This window comes from Acidovorax sp. FG27, assembly GCF_040365715.1.
Classification (GTDB): Bacteria; Pseudomonadota; Gammaproteobacteria; order Burkholderiales; family Burkholderiaceae_C; genus Paracidovorax.
In genome coordinates, this window is sequence record NZ_BAABVY010000009.1 from 119,839 (window position 1) to 138,540 (window position 18,702).

Here is an 18,702-nt window from a genome sequence, read left to right on the forward strand (position 1 = left end):
TTGCACCCCGCGCCGGCGAGTCGGCGCCGCGGGGCCCGGAAAGCGCGCTCACGCCCACGCCGCGGCCCGCGGGCCGCAAAGAAGGCGGACGGGCCTGGGGGCCCTGCCGGTCAGGCCGCGCCGCCGCGCCCCGCCCAGCCCACCAGCGGCCGCAGCCAGCGCGCCTTCCAGGTGAGCGTGAAGGCGATCGCCAGCGCGCCGCCCGCCAGCGACATGCACCACACCAGCGACGCCATCGATGGATGGTCCACCGCTATGCACAGGGCCAGCGACGCCGCCAGGAACGCCGCCCCCAGCCAGCGCAGGCGCACGGCGGTGGACCGGGGCAGCGGGTCGCGCTCGCCCCGCACCTGCTCCCAGTGCACGTCCATGGACAGGGCCAGCCAGGCCAGCCCGGCGGTGCTGGCGGCGAGCGCCAGGATGTAGAACAGCGCTTCAGGCACGGGCGGTCTCCGGATGCCGGCCGGTGGCGCCCTGGTGGCCGGGGTCTTGCGCCGCATCCGCCAGCGGAGCGGCATCGGTGCGGCGCTTGAGGCGGCAAGCCGCCAGCACGGCGATGGCGGCGCTGGCCAGGATGGCCAGGTCCAGGCCGGCGACGGGCCAGTAGCCGGCGCCGATGGTGCGCAGCAGGTGGTCGCCGGTGGTGACCCAGTTCAGCAGCACCGCCGCCACGGCCAGCACCGCGATGGCCCAGCACTGCTCGCGCCAGGCCGGCGCCATGCGCGCCTGGGCGACCGGCGCGGTGCGCCAGAGGCCGTGCAGGAAGGCCAGCACCCAGGCGCCCCAGAAGGCATAGCGCTCCCAGTCGCCCTTGCCGGCCCAGCCCGCCGGCATCTGCTCGGGCAGCAGGCGATTGGCGATGAGCATGGCGAGCGCGGCCACCACCATGCCGGTCACGGTGGCGACGGCGAAGCCATCGACCCAGCGCGCGCCGCTGGCGCCCTGCCTGGCGTGCTGGCGCTTGCGCTTTTCGACGAAGAAGATGAAGCCGGTGGCGATGCAGACGCAGCCCGAAAGACCACCCAGCACGTAGAGCCAGCGCAGCAGCCAGTGGCGGAAGTGCTGCAGGTGCAGCCCGGTGAGGAACGTGTTGACGCTGGCGACGGCGGTGAGCGGTGGGTCCACGCGCAGCACCTCGCCCGTCGCGCCCTTGAAGTGGATGCCGTCGCCCACCAGCGCGATGCGGTCGGTGCCGGCACGGTAGATGCTGACGTAGCTGTTGGCGTCGCCCACGTGCTGCACGTTCAGGAAGCCCACGTCGCCCGCCTTGCCGGCCTCTGCCCAGCGGCGCTGCGCCTCGGCCACCATGGCGTCGACCGACGCCAGTGGCCCGGCCACGCCGGCGCGCTCGTGCGGCAGGCCGGTTTCCTCGGCCTCGTGCTTTTCATGCAGCTCGTGCAGCGGATGCAGCTGCGTGTGCGTGACGGGAAAGTAGTAGGTGGCGCCGAAGATCACCAGGCCCGAGAAGGCGAAGATGAAGTGGAACGGCAGCGCCACCACGCCCGTGAGGTTGTGCAGGTCGAGCGCGCTGCGCTGCGTGTGCTTCTTGGGGCGGAAGGTGAACAGCTCGCGGAAGATCTTGCGGTGCATGACCACGCCGCTCACCAGCGCCACCAGCATGATGAGGGCGGCGAAGCCGACGATCCAGATGCCGAAGTTCATCCAGTTCAGGTTCAGGCTGTAGTGCAGCGGGTAGAAGAACTGGCTGCCGATCTTCAGGTGGTCGTCCGGCAGCGTCTGGCCGTTGCGCGGATCCACCGTGCGCAGGCCCCACACGGTGTCCTCCGGATCCTTGGCGTTGGGCAGCTCGAAGCCCGCGAAGATGCCGAGCACCGGGTCGCGGTGGGTGGTGTAGGCGCCCCAGCTCTTGACCGGGAACTCCTTGGCCATCGGGCCGTTGACGCGGCTGCGCGCCTGCTCGACGTTGGCGGCATCGGGCTGCATCGACTCGAAGATCGGCCGCAGCATGCGGTCGAAGGACGGCATGGGCTGCGGCTCGAAGCGGGTCTGCGGGATGGCCCAGCGGTCGATCTCGCGGTCGAACACCGAGAGCGCGCCGAAGAAGAACACCACCATCAGCACGAAGCCCATCACCAGGCCGAACCAGGTGTGCAGCCAGGCCATGGAGAGCCGGAAGTTGTTGAACATCGCAAGAATTCCTTTGCCGGATCACGGCATGTCGTCGACCCAGGGCGCTGGCCGCGCACCGGGCATGCCAGCGTCAGAGAATGGCGCTCTGCACGAGCGATGCCGCGCCGGCCATCAGCGCGCCGCCGCCAGCCAGCACCAGCCACACGCGCCCGACGCTGGCCGCACCGAAGGCCCAGAGAAAGGCCGCCAGGAAGACGATGAAGCCCAGGATCGTCGCCAGGGCCTCGGCGTCGTGGAACTCCAGGCGCGCCGCGAACAGCAGCCCGATCGATAGCGCGATGAACCCCCAGGTGAAGGCGTAGCCGCCCAGCATTCCGGCGGCGATGCGCGAGACGATCTGAAGGCGCGGGACATCACTGGTGGCCATGAGCAGTGTGGTGAAAATAGGATTGATTTGCATTATGCCAACCACGGCGAGGCCACACCTGTGCGAGGGACGGCCCCGTCCCGCCCGGCCTGGGCATGAAAGCGGCGTCAACCGCTGATGCATAGGACGCCTACAGCTATTTTTTCAATAGCATGCCGCAGAGAGGGGATTCCGCACCGCAGGCTGCGGCCGGGGGGCGCTGGCCGGGCCGCCGGGCATCAGCCCATGCTGGCGTGGATCACCTCCCGCACCCGCGGGTAGATCTGCTGGTTCCACTTGCGGCCGCTGAAGACGCCGTAGTGCCCCACCCCCACCTGCACGTGGTGGGTCTTCATGTAGGGGCGGATGCTCTTGCACAGGTCCTGCGCCGCCACGGTCTGGCCGACGGAGCAGATGTCGTCGCTCTCGCCTTCCACGGTGAGCAGGGCCGTGCGGCGGATGGCCGCCGGAACGATGGTGCGCCCCCGGTAGCTCAGCACGCCACGGGGCAGGTCGAAGGTCTGGAAGACCTTTTCCACCGTCTCCAGGTAGAACTCGGCAGGCAGGTCATTGACGGCCAGGTACTCGTCGTAGAACTGGGCGATGGTGCCGGCCGCCTCGTGGTTGCCGTCCGCGAGATGCTGGTACATGTCCTGAAAGGACTTCTTGTGGCGCTCCAGGTTCATGCTCATGAAGGCGGTGAGCTGCAGGAAGCCGGGGTACACGCGGCGCATGAAGCCGGCGTGGGGCAGCGGCACGTGGCTGATGAGGTTGCTGGCGAACCATTCGATGGGCTTGCTGGTGGCCAGGGTGTTGACGCTGGTGGGGTTGACGCGGCAGTCCACCGGCCCGGCCATCAGGGTCAGGCTGCGCGGCTGGGCGGGGTCGTCGTCCTCGGCCATCACGGCGGTGGCGGCCAGCGCGGCCACGCAGGGCTGGCACACGGCCACCACATGGGCGCCCGGGCCCATGGCCTGCAGGAACCGGATCATGTGGCCGATGTAGTCGTCCAGCCCGAAGGCGCCCTGCGCGAGGCCCACGTCGCGGGCGTTGTGCCAGTCGGTGATGTAGACGTCGTGGTCCTGCAGCAGCGTGCGCAGGGTGTCGCGCAGCAGCGTGGCGAAGTGGCCCGACAGCGGCGCCACCAGCAGCACCGGCGGCTGGCTGGGGCTGCCCGGGGGCATGTCCTTGCGGAAGTGCAGCAGGGTGCCGAACGGGGTCTTCATGGCCACCTCCTCCGTCACCGGCACCTCCTGCCCGCTCGACACCACCGAGCGGATGCCGTATCCGGGCCGGCTGTGGGTGAGGCGCATGCGCGAGAACACCTCCAGCGCTGCAGCGGTCTTGCGGAGGCTGGCGGCGCCCCGGGGCACGGGCAGCCGGCCCGGGCCGGCGAACTGCGTGAAGAGGCCTGCGCAGGCCAGCTGGGTGGACAGGGCCGCGCTGCCGCCCTGCGCCAGGAGGCGCAATGGGGACGTCAGGTCGGACTGGAGCTGGTAGGCGTGATACAGCATGGAAGTCTTGCGTCAAACAACGCCGTGTCGTGGATGGCAGCGCTAAGGCAAATTACGGGCCAGTCTCCAGGCCACTCGGCAAATCGCCTGCGAGGCGGTGGCCACCGGCACTGGCATGGCGCTTGCTGGAACGCCGCACCTTCCCCGCGGCCGCGTGACGGTCCGTGGGCGGTTCTTCCGGTCTCACCAGGAGCGTATCGATGGCCACCAAGGCGGTTCTCACGATCAGCAGCAAGAACTACGGCGCATGGGCATTGCGCGGCTGGCTGATGGCTCGGTTTTCGGGTCTGGACTTCGACGAGCACGTCATTCCGCCCGACGACGCCGCGATGAAGGCGGAGATCCTGCTGCTGTCGTCGAGCATGCTGGTGCCGGCGCTCCAGCACAACGGCATGAAGGTGTGGGACACCCTGGCCATCGGCGAGTACCTGCACGAGATCAAGCCCAAGGCCGGCCTGCTGCCCGCCGACATCAAGGCCCGGGCGCACTGCCGGGCGGTGTGCGGCGAGATGCATTCGGGCTTCAGCGCGATGCGCGGCTCGCTGCCCATGAACCTCAAGGCGCACTTCAAGGGCTTCAAGGTGTGGTCCCGGGCGCAGTCCGACATCGACCGGGTGGTGGCGATCTGGCGGGAATGCCTGCAGGCGTATGGCGGGCCTTACCTCTTCGGCGCCAAGCCTTGCATGGCCGACGCGATGTACGCACCCGTGGTGACGCGCTTCCGGACGTACGACGTGGCGCTCGATGCCGAGTGCGCGGCGTACTGCGCACGCATCATGGCGCTGCCCGCCATGCAGGAATGGGTGGCCGCCGCGATGCAGGAGCCCGACGAGATCGACGAACTCGAAGCGGAGTTTTGACGGTTTTCATCGCTGCACCACACCGCATTCAGGGGGAGAGGCCAGCGCGCACAGGCAGGTCCGGGTTCGCAAAGCCCTGCCCCGGCGCCCTGCGCACGGCCCCGGCCAAGCGGTCACTTCCAGGGCGTGGGCGCGGGCACGTCACACACCGGATCGACGTCCACGCTCTTGAAGTCGGCGGGCGAGACGATCTCCAGGTACTCCATGTCGGGCGAGTAGTCGAACAGGTAATGGCGGATGCCGGGGCGCTGGTGCACCACGTCGCCGGCCTGCACCAGGGTTTCCTTGTCCTCGTACATGAAGCGCGCCCAGCCCTTGGTCATGATGACGATCTGGAATTCCGCCTCATGCCGGTGCCAGCCCGTGCCCGTTTCCGGTGCCATGTTGGCCTTGACCAGGTGCGCGATCACCTTGCCATGCGTCGCCCCGGCGATGCCGAGGTCGCGGTAGAGGAAGAAGTCGCGCAACCCGCCCCCCTTCCACGCGACGTCTTCGGTCTTGATATGGGAAAACTCGGTCTTGGTGCGATCCAGCATGGTGCCCTCCTGCAGGTTTTCGAGATGTTGCGCTGCAACACCAAGCATGAACCGTTCCCACCCCATCTGGCAGATCGGGCTTGGCGAGGCCCCAGGATCCGCGACCAGTTGCACCCAAAATCACCGTCGAAGGACGGGGATTCGGGCCGCCCCCAGGGCTGCTGTTAAGGTGGCGCCCACCGTCACGCCCACGCCCCACCCATGCTCTACGCCCTGCTCAAGCTCGCCCACCTCCTGGCCGCCATCGTCTGGATCGGCGGCATGGTCTTCGCGCACTGGTTCCTGCGGCCGGCCGCGATGGCGCTGGAGCCCGCCGTGCGCGTGCCGTTGATGCAGGCCGTGCTGCGGCGGTTCTTCACGGCCGTGGCCGTGGCGGCGACCGCGGTTCTGGCCTCGGGCCTCTGGATGATCGGCCGCGTGGCCAAGGCCACCGTGCAGGTCGGCGGCTCCTTCGCCATGCCGCTGTCGTGGACGGTGATGGCCACGCTCGGGCTGGTCATGATCGCCATCTTCGGCCACATCCGCTTCGCGCTGTACAAGCGGCTGCGCGTGGCGACCGAGGCCGGCGACTGGGCGGCGGGCGGGCGCGCGCTGGCGTCGATCCGCACCTGGGTGGGCGTGAATCTGGCACTGGGCGTGGCCACCGTGGCGGCGGCCGTGCTGCCTTTGTGAGCCCGAATGTGCCCCGGGCGCTTGATACACCAGCGCATACAGCTATCATTTCAATAGCAAAAAGACGTCGATGAGACCGCGCAACGCCTCCCTGCTCGTCACCACGCTGGCGCTGGCCCTGCTGGCCGCGCTGGCGGGCGGCTGGTGGATGCAGTCGCGGCTGCGTGCGGCGATGGGCGAGGTGGCGGCGCTGCAGCGGCAGGTGGTCACCACGCAAGGCGAGCTGCTGGGCTACACCCGCTACACGACCTATCTGGCCGCCGGGCAGAGCACGCTGGCCGAGCAGATGAAGCTGCTGACGGCGACCGTGGTGCGCGAGGAGAGCACCACGCAGATCGTGGAAAAGTCGGTTCTGGGCTTTGCCTCGGCCGGCGTGGTGGCGATCTCCTATACCGCCGAATACGCCTTCGGCTGGGACCTGCGCCCGGGCAGCTACACCTTGAAGGACACGCCCCGGGGCCTGGAAGTGCACCTGGCCCGCCCCGCCCTGGTGGCGACGCCGGCGGTGACGCAGTTGCGCCACCGGGTGCTGTCGGGCGGGCTGCTGACCGACGAGAAGGCCGCCGTCATCCGCCTGCAGCAAGAGGCCGCGCGCCGGGCGCAGGCCCAGGGCGCGGCCATGGCGGCCGACCCGGCCGTGGTGGCGCTCTGCGAAAAGAGCCTGACCCACTTCCTGGCCGACTTCCTGGCCCGTCAGCCGGGCGTGAAGCAGGTGCCGCGCATCACGGTGGTGTATCCGCCCGCCGTGGCGTCTCCATAGGCCGCCCGCCGTGGCGTCTCCATAGGCCGCCCGCCGTGGCGTCTCCATAGGCCGCCCGCCGCGGCGTCTCCATAGGGCTTTGACCGGCGCGCCCGACGCGCCGCCCCGCCCCGCCGTACCATCGCCGGCTGCCCAGGAGTCCTTGCACCGTGTTGTTCCGCTACTTCGAAAACCGCGTCCCCCCCTACCCCGCCGGCGAGCCGGTCGTTCCGCCGAAGGATTTCATGGCGTTCGTCTGGGCCGGCACGCGGGGTGTGCGCGGCTACGTGGCGGCCATGGCCGGCATGTCGGCCGCCATCGCGGTGTACGAAGCCCTGCTCTTCGCCGTGCTGGGCCGGCTGGTGGACTGGATCGGCGACACGGCGCCCGCGCAGTTCTGGCAGGAACGCGGCACGCTGCTGGGTTGGATCGTCGCCATGCTGGTGGCCAGCATCGGCCTGGTGGCCGTGCAGACGGGTGTGAAGCACCAGGCGCTGGCCATCAACTTCCCCCTGCGCCTGCGCTGGAACTTCCACCGGCTGATGCTGGGCCAGAGCATGGCCTTCTACGCCGACGAATTCGCCGGCCGCATCACCACCAAGATCATGCAGACCGCGCTGGCCGTGCGCGACATGATCTTCACCACCACCGACGTGATGATCGGCATGGGCGTGTACCTGGTCACCATCCTGGCGCTGGCCGCCGGGTTCGACCCGCGGCTGCTGGTGCCCTTCGCGGTCTGGATCGTCTGCTACGGGCTCGCCTGCTGGTACTTCGTGCCCCGGCTGGGCCGCGTCGGCAAGGCGCAGGCCGACGCGCGCTCGGTGATGACCGGGCGCATCACCGACGCCTACACCAACATCGCCACCGTGAAGCTCTTCTCGCACACGCGGCGCGAGGCGGAATTCGCCCGCTCGGCCATGGACGCGTTCAAGCAGACGGGCTATGCGCAGATGCGGCTGGTGAGCCGCTTCGAGATCGTCAACCACACCCTCGTCGTCGCCATGATGCTGGGCGCGGGCGGCATGGCGCTCTGGCTCTGGTCGCGGGGCGAGGTGGGCGCAGGCGCGGTGGCCGCGGTCACCGCCATGGCGCTGCGGGTGTCGGGCCACGCGCACTGGGTGATGTGGGAGATGACCACCCTGTTCGAAAGCGTGGGCACTATCCAGGACGGCATCAACACCCTGACCAAGCCGCGCACGGTGCTGGATGCGCCGCACGCCCGCCCGCTGCAGGTGACGCAGGGCGAGGTGCGGTTCGAGAACGTGCGCTTCGGCTACCAAGACAGCAGGCCGGTCATCGACGACCTGACGCTCACCATCCGCCCGGGCGAGAAGATCGGCCTCATCGGCCGTTCGGGCGCGGGCAAGTCCACGCTGGTGAACCTGCTGCTGCGCTTTCACGACGTGCAGGGCGGGCGCATCCTGATCGACGGTCAGGACATCGCCCACGTCACGCAGGACAGCCTGCGCCAGCACATCGGCATGGTGACGCAGGACACCTCCCTGCTGCACCGCTCGATGCGCGACAACATCCTCTACGGCCGGCCGGACGCGACCGAGGCCGACCTGCACGCCGCCGCCCGCCGGGCCGAGGCGACCGGCTTCATCGAGTCGCTGACCGACCTGCAGGGCCGCAGCGGCTACGACGCCCAGGTGGGCGAGCGCGGCGTCAAGCTCTCGGGCGGCCAGCGCCAGCGGGTGGCCATCGCCCGGGTGATGCTGAAGGACGCGCCGATCCTCCTGCTGGACGAGGCCACCAGCGCACTCGACTCCGAGGTGGAGGCCGCGATCCAGCAAAGCCTGGACGGACTGATGCAGGGCAAGACCGTGATCGCCATCGCCCACCGCCTCTCGACCATCGCGGCGATGGACCGGCTGATCGTGCTGGACGCCGGCCGCGTGATCGAGGAAGGCACGCACGCGCAACTGCTGGCGCGGGGCGGTGTCTATGCCCGCCTCTGGGGCCACCAGAGCGGTGGCTTCTTGGGCGAGACCGAAGAGGACTGACGCGCCCTCCCAGGCCCGAGGCGCGATCCGCAACTGCGGGACCACCGGCCGCCACGGGCCTGCGACCCCTTCGAGGGTCAAATCGGCCGCCAGCGCTTGCATTAAAAGCGTATGCAGCTATTTATTTCATAGCAAACCCGGCCCGCCCCATCCGACCCCGCTCCGCCGCGCCCCACGCGGCCTGTCGGAAAAGCCTGACAGGGGCGTCCGTGCGCCGCCTGCGAACCCGCATGCCAGCGGCTTGAAGAATGCAGCCAGGCATGTCGCCGACCCGCAGCGTCGTCCTGCGCAGCGGGCTGAATCACAACAACGAAGGAACCAACCATGTCGATCTCCCTGCTGCTGCTCATCGTCCTCATCCTCATCCTGGTGGGTGTGCTGCCGACCTGGGGTCACAGCCGTTCGTGGGGTTACGGTCCCAGCGGCGGCGTCGGCCTGGTGGTGGTGATCCTGCTGGTGCTGCTGCTGATGGGCAGGATCTGATGCAAGTCCGGCGGGGCGGCCCGAGCCGCCCGCTGCTGGTGGAAACGGCGCCCAGGGCGCCGTTTTTGCGTGGGCGGGGCCGGCACGCGGCGCGCCGCCGCCGTCACCCCCTGCGCAGCGCCTGCACGCCGGCGAACGCCGTGGTGAGCCCGGCCAGCTCGGCCTGGCTCACCACGCCGTTGGCCTGCCCCTGGCGGTCGAGCAGTTGCAGCAGCGACTGCGTGAACGCTTCGCCGCCCGGGCCCGCAGTGGTAGCCCCGGCCGCCGGATCCGCCGCCGCTCCCGCCCGGGCCAGGCCCTGCAGGAATTCGTCGGCGCTGACGCTGCCGTCCTTGTCGGCGTCGAAGCCGGCCGCTAGCGTGGCCTGCTCGCTTTCGGTGGCGCCGAACTGGCCCAGCAACTCGCGGAAGTCGGCGGTGGAGACCGACCGCCGCGCATCGGCCGGCGACACGCCCGACGGCAGCGCGTCGACCCGCACGCCCTGCCCCGCGGCCAGCATGGCCTGCTGCGCCTGCGCGCTCAGGGTCACGCGCGACGACGGCGCGGGGGTCTCTTTGACCGCCGCCTCGTCGGCCGAAGGGCTGGCGCTGGCCGATGCCTTGCTGACGTTGAGCAGCAGCGATGCCACCGAAGCGATGCCGGAAATCAGGGGAGTCATGGCGTGCGGCCTCCTCGAGCGAGATGAAGCCGGCGGCACAACGGGCCGCCGGCGAGAAGCCGCCAGCTTAGGAGAAGCGGCGCTTTCCGATAGGGGGAACAGAAAGGGTTTATCCGCCCATGTCGGCGGCTTCTCCCGGCAGAAACGCTTGGTTACGCGTCCTACAATCGTCCCGCCTGTCTAGGCAGCGTGGTTCTCCTTCCCGGCGCGGGGCGCGTGGCAGGCCGCCACCCCGCCGCAGCCCCCTCCTCCTTTGCTTTTCTTTATTTATGACCACGCACATCCAAGACGTCCTGCGCACAGAAGACCCGGCCGCGTTGCTGCAGTTGTGGCTGGGCGAAGCCCGCGCCAGCGATGCGGGCCTCGGCCGCAGCGCGCAGGGCGAGGCCTCCGAGATCCTGACCGCGCTCTCCCGCGCCCTCGACGCAGGGGCTCAGCCCGGCAATTTCGGCGGCCGTGAGTGGGCCGGCCTGCAGCAGGTGCTGAGCGATTTCTCCCGGGCACGTGCGGCCCAGGGCCAGAACGCGGGCGCCACCAGCGTGTTCGTGCTGGCGCTCAAGCGCCCGCTGTTCTCGGCGCTGCAAAAGCGGCTGATGGCCCAGCCGCAGGAGCTGATGGACGCCATCTGGTCGGCCACGGTGCTGGTGGATCGCATGGCGCAGCACACGGTCACGAGCTTCCAGCAGGTGCGCGAGGAAATCATCGTGCGCCAGCAGGAAGAGCTGCTGGAGTTGTCCACCCCGGTCGTCAAGCTCTGGGACGGCGTGCTGGCGGTGCCGATGATCGGCACCCTGGACAGCAACCGCACCCAGGTGGTGATGGAAACGCTGCTGCAGCGCATCGTCGAGACCGAGGCCGAACTGGCCATCATCGACATCACGGGCGTGCCCACGGTCGACACGCTGGTCGCGCAGCATCTGCTCAAGACCGTCACCGCCATCCGCCTGATGGGCGCGGACTGCATCATCAGCGGCATCCGCCCGCAGATCGCGCAGACCATCGTGCACCTGGGCATCGACCTGGACGGCATAGGCACCAAGGCCACGCTGGCCGACGCCCTGCGCGTGGCGCTGCACCGCACCGGCTGGCACGTCGCCCGCCGCGCCGACTGACCGACAGCGCCACCACGAGAGGCTAGGGGCAACACCATGGACCGCGTTCCAATTCTTCGCATGGGCAAGACGCTGCTGGTCACCATTCAGGTGGACATGCAGGACCAGACCGCCATGGCGCTGCAGGACGATCTGGCCGAGCGCATCGCGCAGACCGGCGCCAGCGGCGTGATGATCGACATCTCGGCGCTGGAGATCGTTGATTCCTTCGTCGGCCGCATGCTGGCGAGCATTTCGGGCATCGCCCGCATCCTGTCGGCCACCACGGTGGTGGTCGGCATGCAGCCGGCCGTGGCGATCACGCTGGTGGAGCTGGGCCTGTCGCTCGATGGTGTGAAGACCGCGCTGAACGTCGAGCGCGGCATGGAGCTGCTGCGCCGCAGCGAGGCGGAGGCCCACGGTGTCCGCTGAGCGCGCGGGGACGCTGCCGCTCGCCTCCGAGCAGCACATCGTCGCCGCCAGGCAGACGGTGCGAACGCTGTGCCAGACGCTGAAGCTGTCGCTGGTGGACCAGACCAAGATGGTCACCGCCGCCAGCGAGCTGTCGCGCAACACGCTCATCCACGGCGGCGGCGGCCGCATGCGGTGGGAGCTGGTGGAGGCCGGCATGCGCCAGGGCCTGCGCCTGCACTTCGAGGACGAAGGGCCCGGCATCGCCGACATCGCCATGGCCATGACCGACGGCTACACCTCCAAGTCCGGCATGGGCCTGGGGCTTCCCGGCAGCAAGCGCCTGGTCAACGACTTCATGATCGATTCCGCCCCGGGCCAGGGCACCTGCGTGAGCATCACCAAGTGGAAGTGATCACCGGCTGGTCGCACCGTGCGTTCGCCATGGGCGACGCCACCTGCGTGGGCGAGGCGCGGCGCCACTGCGCGCAGGCCATCGCCGACTGGGGCTGGCCCGACGAGGACGCCGGACGCCTGTCGCTGGTGGTGACCGAGCTGGGCACCAACCTGCTGCGCCACGCGGTGCAGGGCCAGTTGTGGATCGCCTTCAAGCCGGCCTGGCGCGAGGTGGAGGTGATCGCGCTGGACAAGGGCCCGGGCATGGTCGACGTGCAGCGGTCGCTGACCGACGGCGTCTCCACCGGTTCCGGGTCGCCGGGCACGGGCCTGGGCGCCGTGCGCCGCATGGCCAGCGACTTCGACGTGCATTCCTCCCCCCAGGGCACGCTGGTGCTGGCCCGGGTGCGGCCCGAGGGCGTGGCGCAGCCGGCGCTGGGCGTCCGGCTGGGCGCGGTGCGCCTGGCCGCACCGGGCGAAACCGTGTGCGGCGACGGCTGGGCGCTGGCGCTGGAAGGCGTCCCGGCCGGCGAAGGCTCCCTCACCGCCCGCCCCCGCCACGACCGCCTGACGCTGCTGGTCAGCGACGGCCTGGGCCATGGGCCGGAGGCGGCGGCGGCGTCCGACGCGGCCCTGGCCCGCTTCGCGCAAGACCCTTTCGCCCCGTTGCCGGCGCTGCTGCAAGCGCTGGACCGTGGCCTGGGCGGCACGCGGGGCGCGGCGCTCTTCCTGCTGCGGGCCGACCCCGGCGAGCCGCTGCGCTTCACCGGTGCGGGCAACATCCTCGGCCGGGTCATGTCGGGGGTGTACGACAAGGGCATGCTCACCCCGCATGGCACGGCCGGCGTGCAGCTGCGGCGGGCCGAGCCCAGCACGCAGGAGCTGCCGGCCCATGCCATGATGCTGGTGCATACCGACGGCATCGCGTCCCGCTGGCCCGCTTCCGCGCTGGCGCCATTGATGCCGCGCGACCCGGCCCTCCTGGCCGCTGCCCTGGTGTGGAACCAGCTGCGCGGCCGAGACGACGCCACCGTGGTGGTACTGAAACAAGAGGAACCGTCGTGATCGACCAACCCCTGCCCCACACTCCCGCCGCCGCCCCTGCCGCCGCAGTCGACGGCGAAGGCCTGGACGCCGCCGCGCTGCGCGCCCTGCTGGACCAAAGCCGCGCCGAAGCCGAGGCCCTGCGCGCCGAACTCGAAGAAACCAACCGGGGCGTGGTCGCGCTCTATGCGGAACTCGACGAGCAGGCCACGCAATTGAAGGAGGCGACCGAGCTCAAGAGCCGCTTCCTCTCGTACATGAGCCACGAGTTCCGAACGCCCATCGGCGCCATCCGCAGCATCACACGGCTGCTGCTGGACCGGGTGGACGGGCCGCTCACGCCCGAGCAGGAGGTGCAGGTGCGCTTCGTGCAGGGCACGGCCGAGGAGTTCTCCGACATGGTGGACGACCTGCTCGACCTGGCCCGCATCGAGGCCGGCCGCCTCGACATCTCGGCCGAATGGTTCGAGATGGTCGATCTCTTTTCCGCGCTGCGCGGCATGTTCAAGCCGGTGCTGGACAACCACCAGCTCAACCTCGTTTTCGAAGAGCCGGTGGGCCTGCCGCGCCTCTACACCGACGACCGCAAGCTCTCGCAGATCCTGCGCAACTTTATCTCCAACGCGCTCAAGTTCACGCCCCAGGGCGAGGTGCGGGTGTCGGTGCGGCTGGAAGACGGCGACCGGGTGCGCTTCGCCGTGGCCGACACGGGCATCGGCATCGCGCCCGAACATCTCGGCTCGCTCTTCAACGATTTCTCGCAGGTGGGCTCGCCCATCCAGAAGCGGCTGCGCGGCTCCGGCCTGGGGCTGGCGCTGTCGCGGCAGCTGGCCACGCTCCTGGGCGGCCACGTGTCGGTGAACAGCACCCTGGGCGCGGGCTCCGAGTTCGCCGTGACCGTGCCGGTGCGGCTGCAGGGTGGCGAGCCAGCCGGGTCCGCCGGCACCTCCGCCCACACCACCGCCGGCAGCGCCGATGCACCCGCCGTGCCGCCGCGGCAGACCGATCAGCCCGCGTCGGCATGACACGCCCAGAGACAGCCACCAGCATGCCGCTTTCCGGAATCATCGCTCCCACCATCGACCGCGGCCGGCACACCGTGCTGGTCGTGGACGACAACCCCGCCACCCGCTATTCCACCGCGCGGGTGATCCGCGCCGCCGGCTTCCTGACCGAAGAGGCCGACAGCGGCGGCGCCGCCATCAGCATGGCCCAGGGCGGCGTGGCCGCCGTGGTGCTGGACGTGCACCTTCCGGACATGAGCGGCTTCGACGTCTGCCGCGCCCTGCGCGGCAACCCGCGCACCAGCCTCATCCCGGTGGTGCACCTGTCGGCCGCCTACGTGCAGAGCGAGCACCGCGTGGCCGGCTTGAACGCGGGCGCCGACGCCTACATGGTACATCCGGTGGAGCCGCCGCTGCTCATCGCGACGCTGCAGGCGCTCATTCGCGCGCGCATGGCCGAAGACCGCCTGCGCAGCAGCCAGACCCGCTTCAGCGTGATCTACGACCAGGCGCCCGTCGCCATGATGCTGATCGACGAGAGCGGCCATTTCACCGACGTGAACCCCGCCGCCTGCAGCCTGCTGCAGCGCCCGCGCACGGCGCTGGTGGGCCAGGCGGTGGCGTCGCTCGCGGCACCCGCCTGGCAGGAGTTCGTGCGCGAGCGCACCGCCGCGCCCACCGCCGCCGCCTGGCACGGCGAATTGCCGCTGCTGCGGGCCGACGGCCAGGAGCTGCTGCTGGACTGGAGCATGTCGGACGCGGTGGAGCCGGGCGTGCGCATCGGCATCGCGCGGGACCTGTCCGAACGCATCGAATTCGAACGCCGCCGCGAGGAGGTGCTCGAGCGCGAACAGGCCGCCCGCGTACTGGCCGAGCGCCACAGCCGCACCAAGGACGACTTCGTCGCGGTGCTCTCGCACGAGCTGCGCACGCCGCTCACGCTCATTACCGGCTGGGCGCACATGCTCAAGCGCCCGGGCGTCACGCCCGACATGCTGGCGCGCGGCATCAGCGCCATCGAACGCGGCGTGCAGGCGCAAAGCCGCATCATCTCGGACATCCTCGACGTGTCGCGCCTCGCCTCAGGCAAGCTGCGCCTGCACCGCGAGTGGGCCGACCCGGTCGAGCTGGCGCTGATCTCGCTGGACGCCGTTCGCGAGACGGCGGACGCCAAGAAGGTGAACATCATGCTGGAGCGGCACAACGCCAGCACGCCCGCCTGGCTGGACGCCACCCGCTTCCAGCAGATCGTCTGGAACCTGGTGACCAACTCGATCAAGTTCTCCGAAGCCGGCAGCACCGTGCGCCTGTCGCTCTCGCGCGATGGGGACGAGCTGCACATGGTGGTGCAGGACGAAGGCATGGGCATCGCCCCGGAATTCCTGCCCCACCTTTTCGGCCGCTTCACGCAGAGCGGCCCGCCCAACAACCGCCTGCATGGCGGCCTGGGCCTGGGGCTCTCCATCGTCAGGCACCTGGTCGAGCTGCACGGCGGCGCGATCCAGGCCGAAAGCGCCGGACTCGGTCACGGCACCACCATGCGCGCGCACCTGCTGGTGGCCCCGGACGAGCAGGCCGCAGGGGCGGACACCCAGGGGTCCGAAGCCGGCCTCATCGACGACGGCAACGGCCTGCGCCTGCAGGACAAGGACATCCTGGTGGTGGAGGACAACGTGGACACCAGCGAAATGCTGAACATCGTGCTCACGGACCAGGGCGCACGTGTGCGCTCGGTGGACAACTACGACGACGCCCTGCGGGAGATCGACCGCCGGTGGCCCGACCTGCTGGTCAGCGACATCGGCCTGCCCGGCAAGGACGGCTACCAGCTGATCGCGGCCGTCCGCGAACGGGAGGCCGCCGCCGGCCGCACCACACGGCTGCGCTCGGTCGCCCTCACCGCCTTCGCCCGCCCGCAGGACCGCGAGCGCGCCCTGGCCGCCGGCTTCGACGCCCACCTGGGCAAGCCGCTGCAGCCGCATCGGCTGCTGCAGCTGCTGGTGTGACGCTGCCGGCGACAGAGCCAGCCGCAGGGTGGCCTCGGACACGCCCAGCCCAGTCAAGCGCTTGGAGCTGTGTCACTTGGTGCATGAGCCAACGACGCTTTCCAGCAATTGGCAGATGGTTTCAAGCCGAGGCTTGAAGCGTGTCCGCGAACAACGGGGGGTGCAGTAGCCGACACGGCCACGGGCAGCGAGCGCGCCAGACCCTTATGGCATCTGCGCCGCCACTTCCTTCAGCGCCCCCCACACCGCCTGAAACCGCGCCTGGTGCTTGGCCTCCGCGGGCATGCTCATCCAGAACGTGCGGGTGAAAGTCGCTTCCTCGCCCAGCACCCGAGACAGCACCGGGTCCTTGTCGGCGATGAAGGCGGGCAGCACCGCCAGCCCTGCCCCGGCGCGCACGGCCTCGTACTGCGCGGTGATGCTGGTGCTGCGGAACGCGAAGCGCTCGGGCGGGTGCAATGCGTCGAGGAACTGCAGCTCCTTGGTGAAGAGCAGGTCGTCCACATAGCTCACGAAGGCATGGTGGCGCAGGTCGTCCCGGGTGCGGATCAGCGGGCGGCGGGCCAGGTATTCGCGCTGGCCGTAGAGGTGCAGCGCATAGTCCGCCAGCCGGGTGACGATGACGGATCCGCGCGTGGGCCGCTCCAGCGAGATGACGATGTCGGCCTCGCGCCGGCTCAGGTGCAGCATGCGCGGCAGCGCCAGCAGGTCGATGGCGAGGCCCGGGTACTGCTGCGTGAGCCGTGCCAGGTGCGGCGCCAGCACCAGGGTGCCGAAACCCTCCGTCGCCCCCACGCGGACCACGCCGGTCGGGCCGCCGCGGGGGTCGGGCGCGGCGTGGTTCACGCCCAGCACGGCCGTTTCCATGGCCTCGACGGCGGGGAGCAGCTGGCGGCCTGCCTCGGTCAGGCGGTGGCCGCCGGCCTCGCGGGCGAACAGCGTCGCGCCCATCTGCTTTTCCAGCGCCTGGATGCGGCGCGCCACCGTCGTGTGCTCGACCCCGGTGCGGCGGGCGGCAGCGGCCAGCGTGCCCGAACGGGCCAGTTCCAGAAAATAGCGCAGGTTGTCCCAGTCCATGGTGCCTCGTTGATCCGTGCAAAAACGCAAAGCCGGAGTGCGTGATTGTGTATTGCCCCAGCAATTTCGCACAACTACGATGCACCGTTCGCCGGCCCTTCCTCTGCGGCCACCCACAACCTATTCCAACGGAGACACCGCCCATGAACGCACCCCAGTCCACCGCCGTGCTGGCGCCCACCGTCAAGCTGCTGATCGGCGGCCAGCTCGTCGAATCCAAGACCACGCAGTGGCGCAACGTGGTGAATCCCGCCACGCAAGAGGTGCTGGCCCGCGTGCCCTTCGCCACGCCGGATGAGATCGACGCGGCCGTCGCATCGGCCAAGGAAGCGTTCAAGACCTGGAAGAAGACGCCGATCGGCGCGCGCTCGCGCATCTTCCTCAAATTGCAGCAGCTGATCCGCGAGAACATGGGCGAGCTGGCCGCGATGCTGACGGCCGAGCAGGGCAAGACCCTGCCCGATGCGGAAGGCGACGTGTTCCGTGGCCTGGAGGTGGTGGAGCACGCCAGCGCCATCGGCAACCTGCAGCTGGGCGAGCTGGCCAACAACGTGGCGAGCGGTGTCGACACCTATACGCTGATGCAGCCGCTGGGCGTGTGCGCGGGCATCACGCCGTTCAACTTCCCGGCGATGATCCCGCTCTGGATGTTCCCGATGGCCATCGCCACGGGCAACACTTTCGTGCTCAAGCCCTCCGAGCAGGACCCGATGGTCACCATGCGCCTCTGTGAACTGGCGCTGGAGGCCGGCATTCCGCCCGGCGTGCTGAACGTGGTGCACGGCGGCGAGGACGCGGTGAACGCGATCTGCGACCACCCGGACATCAAGGCGATCAGCTTCGTGGGCTCGACCAAGGTCGGCACGCACGTCTACAACCGCGCCAGCCTGAACGGCAAGCGGGTGCAATGCATGATGGGCGCGAAGAACCACGCCATCGTGCTGCCCGACGCGAACAAGGAGCAGACGCTCAACGCCCTGGCGGGCGCGGCCTTCGGCGCGGCCGGCCAGCGCTGCATGGCGCTGTCGGTGGTGGTGCTGGTGGGCGAGGCGCAGCAGTGGATTCCCGACCTGGTCGCCAAGGCGAAGACGCTCAAGGTGAGCGGCGGCACGGAAAAAGGCACGGACGTGGGCCCGCTGGTCTCGTGCGCGGCCAAGGAACGCGTCGAGAGCCTCATCGAGCGCGGCATCGCCGACGGCGCCACGCTGGAACTGGACGGCCGCAAGCCGCAGGTGCCTGGGTACGAAAGCGGCAACTTCGTCGGCCCCACGGTGTTCAGCGGCGTGAAGCCCGGCATGAGCATCTACGACCAGGAAATCTTCGGCCCCGTGCTCTGCCTGGGCGCGGCGGCGGACATCGATGAAGCCATTCGCTTCATCAACGCCAACCCGAACGGAAACGGCACCGCCATCTTCACGCAGTCGGGCGCGGCGGCACGCAAGTTCCAGGAGGAGATCGACGTGGGCCAGGTGGGCATCAACGTGCCGATCCCCGTGCCGGTGCCCCTGTTCTCGTTCTCCGGCTCGCGCGCCTCCAAGCTGGGCGACCTGGGCCCGTACGGCAAGCAGGTGGTGCTGTTCTACACGCAGACCAAGACGGTGACGGCGCGGTGGTTCGACGACAGCACCGTTTCCCACGGCGTGAACACGACCATCAGCCTGAAGTGACGCGCCGACCCGGGCCGGGCCCGGGCGCGGTGGTACAA

General features: G+C 69.8%; 19 protein-coding genes. 12 read left to right on the top strand and 7 right to left on the bottom strand.

What is annotated here, in order from left to right:
* Positions 1 to 110 precede the first annotated feature (110 nt).
* The 4 genes from ABWV53_RS07460 to ABWV53_RS07475 form a co-directional block, all read right to left on the bottom strand.
* Complete coding sequence (locus tag ABWV53_RS07460; RefSeq protein WP_353364489.1) at positions 111 to 443, bottom strand: DUF3325 domain-containing protein; 333 nt, start codon at positions 441 to 443, stop codon at positions 111 to 113.
* Entirely contained in the window at positions 436 to 2,148 is a 1,713-nt protein-coding gene (locus tag ABWV53_RS07465) for a PepSY-associated TM helix domain-containing protein (protein ID WP_353364491.1), read from the bottom strand. The genes ABWV53_RS07460 and ABWV53_RS07465 overlap by 8 nt, the downstream gene beginning before the upstream one ends.
* A gap of 73 nt (positions 2,149 to 2,221) precedes the next feature.
* On the bottom strand, positions 2,222 to 2,518 hold the full coding sequence (locus ABWV53_RS07470) for an iron uptake protein (protein WP_353364493.1): 297 nt from the start codon (positions 2,516 to 2,518) through the stop codon (positions 2,222 to 2,224).
* A gap of 218 nt (positions 2,519 to 2,736) precedes the next feature.
* Complete coding sequence (locus ABWV53_RS07475) at positions 2,737 to 4,011, bottom strand: polyhydroxyalkanoate depolymerase (RefSeq protein ID WP_353364495.1); 1,275 nt, start codon at positions 4,009 to 4,011, stop codon at positions 2,737 to 2,739.
* Positions 4,012 to 4,211: 200 nt separating this feature from the next.
* Here ABWV53_RS07475 and ABWV53_RS07480 point away from each other — a divergent pair, with 200 nt between their 5' ends.
* Positions 4,212 to 4,871 (top strand): glutathione S-transferase, encoded by a 660-nt coding sequence (locus ABWV53_RS07480; protein WP_353364497.1) that lies wholly within the window; start codon positions 4,212 to 4,214, stop codon positions 4,869 to 4,871.
* 113 nt (positions 4,872 to 4,984) lie between these two features.
* Here the strand turns inward: ABWV53_RS07480 and ABWV53_RS07485 are convergent, their stop codons facing one another.
* Entirely contained in the window at positions 4,985 to 5,407 is a 423-nt protein-coding gene (locus tag ABWV53_RS07485; protein ID WP_353364499.1) for a cupin domain-containing protein, read from the bottom strand.
* Positions 5,408 to 5,608: 201 nt separating this feature from the next.
* On the opposite strand from ABWV53_RS07485, the gene ABWV53_RS07490 reads away from it, so the two are divergent.
* From ABWV53_RS07490 to ABWV53_RS07505, 4 genes are all read left to right on the top strand, one after another.
* A complete protein-coding gene (locus ABWV53_RS07490) occupies positions 5,609 to 6,079 on the top strand; it encodes a CopD family protein (RefSeq protein ID WP_353364501.1) in 471 nt (156 codons plus the stop codon).
* Between the two features lie 70 nt (positions 6,080 to 6,149).
* Entirely contained in the window at positions 6,150 to 6,839 is a 690-nt protein-coding gene (locus ABWV53_RS07495) for a hypothetical protein (protein WP_353364503.1), read from the top strand.
* Between the two features lie 152 nt (positions 6,840 to 6,991).
* A complete protein-coding gene (locus ABWV53_RS07500) occupies positions 6,992 to 8,827 on the top strand; it encodes an ABC transporter ATP-binding protein (protein WP_353366663.1) in 1,836 nt (611 codons plus the stop codon).
* Between the two features lie 324 nt (positions 8,828 to 9,151).
* Complete coding sequence (locus tag ABWV53_RS07505; protein WP_353364505.1) at positions 9,152 to 9,310, top strand: DUF3309 family protein; 159 nt, start codon at positions 9,152 to 9,154, stop codon at positions 9,308 to 9,310.
* A gap of 103 nt (positions 9,311 to 9,413) precedes the next feature.
* Here the strand turns inward: ABWV53_RS07505 and ABWV53_RS07510 are convergent, their stop codons facing one another.
* A complete protein-coding gene (locus ABWV53_RS07510; protein WP_353364507.1) occupies positions 9,414 to 9,968 on the bottom strand; it encodes an EF-hand domain-containing protein in 555 nt (184 codons plus the stop codon).
* 269 nt (positions 9,969 to 10,237) lie between these two features.
* On the opposite strand from ABWV53_RS07510, the gene ABWV53_RS07515 reads away from it, so the two are divergent.
* The 6 genes from ABWV53_RS07515 to ABWV53_RS07540 all read left to right on the top strand — a co-directional run bounded on the left by ABWV53_RS07515 (position 10,238) and on the right by ABWV53_RS07540 (position 15,920).
* Positions 10,238 to 11,080, top strand: a complete 843-nt coding sequence (locus ABWV53_RS07515; protein ID WP_353364509.1) for an STAS domain-containing protein — start codon at positions 10,238 to 10,240, stop codon at positions 11,078 to 11,080.
* Between the two features lie 36 nt (positions 11,081 to 11,116).
* Positions 11,117 to 11,491 (top strand): STAS domain-containing protein, encoded by a 375-nt coding sequence (locus tag ABWV53_RS07520; protein WP_353364511.1) that lies wholly within the window; start codon positions 11,117 to 11,119, stop codon positions 11,489 to 11,491.
* Positions 11,481 to 11,885, top strand: coding sequence for an anti-sigma regulatory factor (locus tag ABWV53_RS07525; protein WP_353364513.1), 405 nt, complete (start codon positions 11,481 to 11,483; stop codon positions 11,883 to 11,885). Before ABWV53_RS07520 ends, ABWV53_RS07525 begins: the two co-directional genes overlap by 11 nt.
* Positions 11,876 to 12,931: an ATP-binding protein gene (locus tag ABWV53_RS07530; protein ID WP_353364515.1), complete on the top strand. Its 1,056-nt coding sequence runs from the start codon at positions 11,876 to 11,878 to the stop codon at positions 12,929 to 12,931. Before ABWV53_RS07525 ends, ABWV53_RS07530 begins: the two co-directional genes overlap by 10 nt.
* A gap of 77 nt (positions 12,932 to 13,008) precedes the next feature.
* Positions 13,009 to 13,935 (top strand): sensor histidine kinase, encoded by a 927-nt coding sequence (locus tag ABWV53_RS07535; protein ID WP_502903885.1) that lies wholly within the window; start codon positions 13,009 to 13,011, stop codon positions 13,933 to 13,935.
* 23 nt (positions 13,936 to 13,958) lie between these two features.
* Positions 13,959 to 15,920 carry a hybrid sensor histidine kinase/response regulator gene (locus tag ABWV53_RS07540; protein WP_353364517.1) on the top strand — a complete coding sequence of 654 codons (1,962 nt, stop codon included), beginning with the start codon at positions 13,959 to 13,961 and terminating at the stop codon, positions 15,918 to 15,920.
* A gap of 204 nt (positions 15,921 to 16,124) precedes the next feature.
* On the opposite strand, the gene ABWV53_RS07545 is transcribed toward ABWV53_RS07540, so the two are convergent.
* Positions 16,125 to 16,997, bottom strand: coding sequence for a LysR family transcriptional regulator (locus tag ABWV53_RS07545; RefSeq protein WP_353364519.1), 873 nt, complete (start codon positions 16,995 to 16,997; stop codon positions 16,125 to 16,127).
* 143 nt (positions 16,998 to 17,140) lie between these two features.
* On the opposite strand from ABWV53_RS07545, the gene ABWV53_RS07550 reads away from it, so the two are divergent.
* The gene (locus tag ABWV53_RS07550) at positions 17,141 to 18,664 is read left to right on the top strand and encodes a CoA-acylating methylmalonate-semialdehyde dehydrogenase (protein ID WP_353364521.1); all 1,524 of its coding nucleotides are present in this window, start codon (positions 17,141 to 17,143) and stop codon (positions 18,662 to 18,664) included.
* Positions 18,665 to 18,702 lie beyond the last annotated feature (38 nt).

Excerpts from the sequence above, each read along its gene's own strand:
- ABWV53_RS07465 (WP_353364491.1), bottom strand. The coding sequence starts at position 2,148 with ATGTTCAACAACTTCCGGCTCTCCATGGCCTGGCTGCACACCTGGTTC.
- ABWV53_RS07470 (WP_353364493.1), bottom strand. The coding sequence starts at position 2,518 with ATGGCCACCAGTGATGTCCCGCGCCTTCAGATCGTCTCGCGCATCGCC.
- ABWV53_RS07475 (WP_353364495.1), bottom strand. The coding sequence starts at position 4,011 with ATGCTGTATCACGCCTACCAGCTCCAGTCCGACCTGACGTCCCCATTG.
- ABWV53_RS07480 (WP_353364497.1), top strand. The coding sequence starts at position 4,212 with ATGGCCACCAAGGCGGTTCTCACGATCAGCAGCAAGAACTACGGCGCA.
- ABWV53_RS07485 (WP_353364499.1), bottom strand. The coding sequence starts at position 5,407 with ATGCTGGATCGCACCAAGACCGAGTTTTCCCATATCAAGACCGAAGAC.
- ABWV53_RS07490 (WP_353364501.1), top strand. The coding sequence starts at position 5,609 with ATGCTCTACGCCCTGCTCAAGCTCGCCCACCTCCTGGCCGCCATCGTC.
- ABWV53_RS07495 (WP_353364503.1), top strand. The coding sequence starts at position 6,150 with ATGAGACCGCGCAACGCCTCCCTGCTCGTCACCACGCTGGCGCTGGCC.
- ABWV53_RS07505 (WP_353364505.1), top strand. The coding sequence starts at position 9,152 with ATGTCGATCTCCCTGCTGCTGCTCATCGTCCTCATCCTCATCCTGGTG.
- ABWV53_RS07510 (WP_353364507.1), bottom strand. The coding sequence starts at position 9,968 with ATGACTCCCCTGATTTCCGGCATCGCTTCGGTGGCATCGCTGCTGCTC.
- ABWV53_RS07515 (WP_353364509.1), top strand. The coding sequence starts at position 10,238 with ATGACCACGCACATCCAAGACGTCCTGCGCACAGAAGACCCGGCCGCG.
- ABWV53_RS07520 (WP_353364511.1), top strand. The coding sequence starts at position 11,117 with ATGGACCGCGTTCCAATTCTTCGCATGGGCAAGACGCTGCTGGTCACC.
- ABWV53_RS07540 (WP_353364517.1), top strand. The coding sequence starts at position 13,959 with ATGCCGCTTTCCGGAATCATCGCTCCCACCATCGACCGCGGCCGGCAC.
- ABWV53_RS07545 (WP_353364519.1), bottom strand. The coding sequence starts at position 16,997 with ATGGACTGGGACAACCTGCGCTATTTTCTGGAACTGGCCCGTTCGGGC.
- ABWV53_RS07550 (WP_353364521.1), top strand. The coding sequence starts at position 17,141 with ATGAACGCACCCCAGTCCACCGCCGTGCTGGCGCCCACCGTCAAGCTG.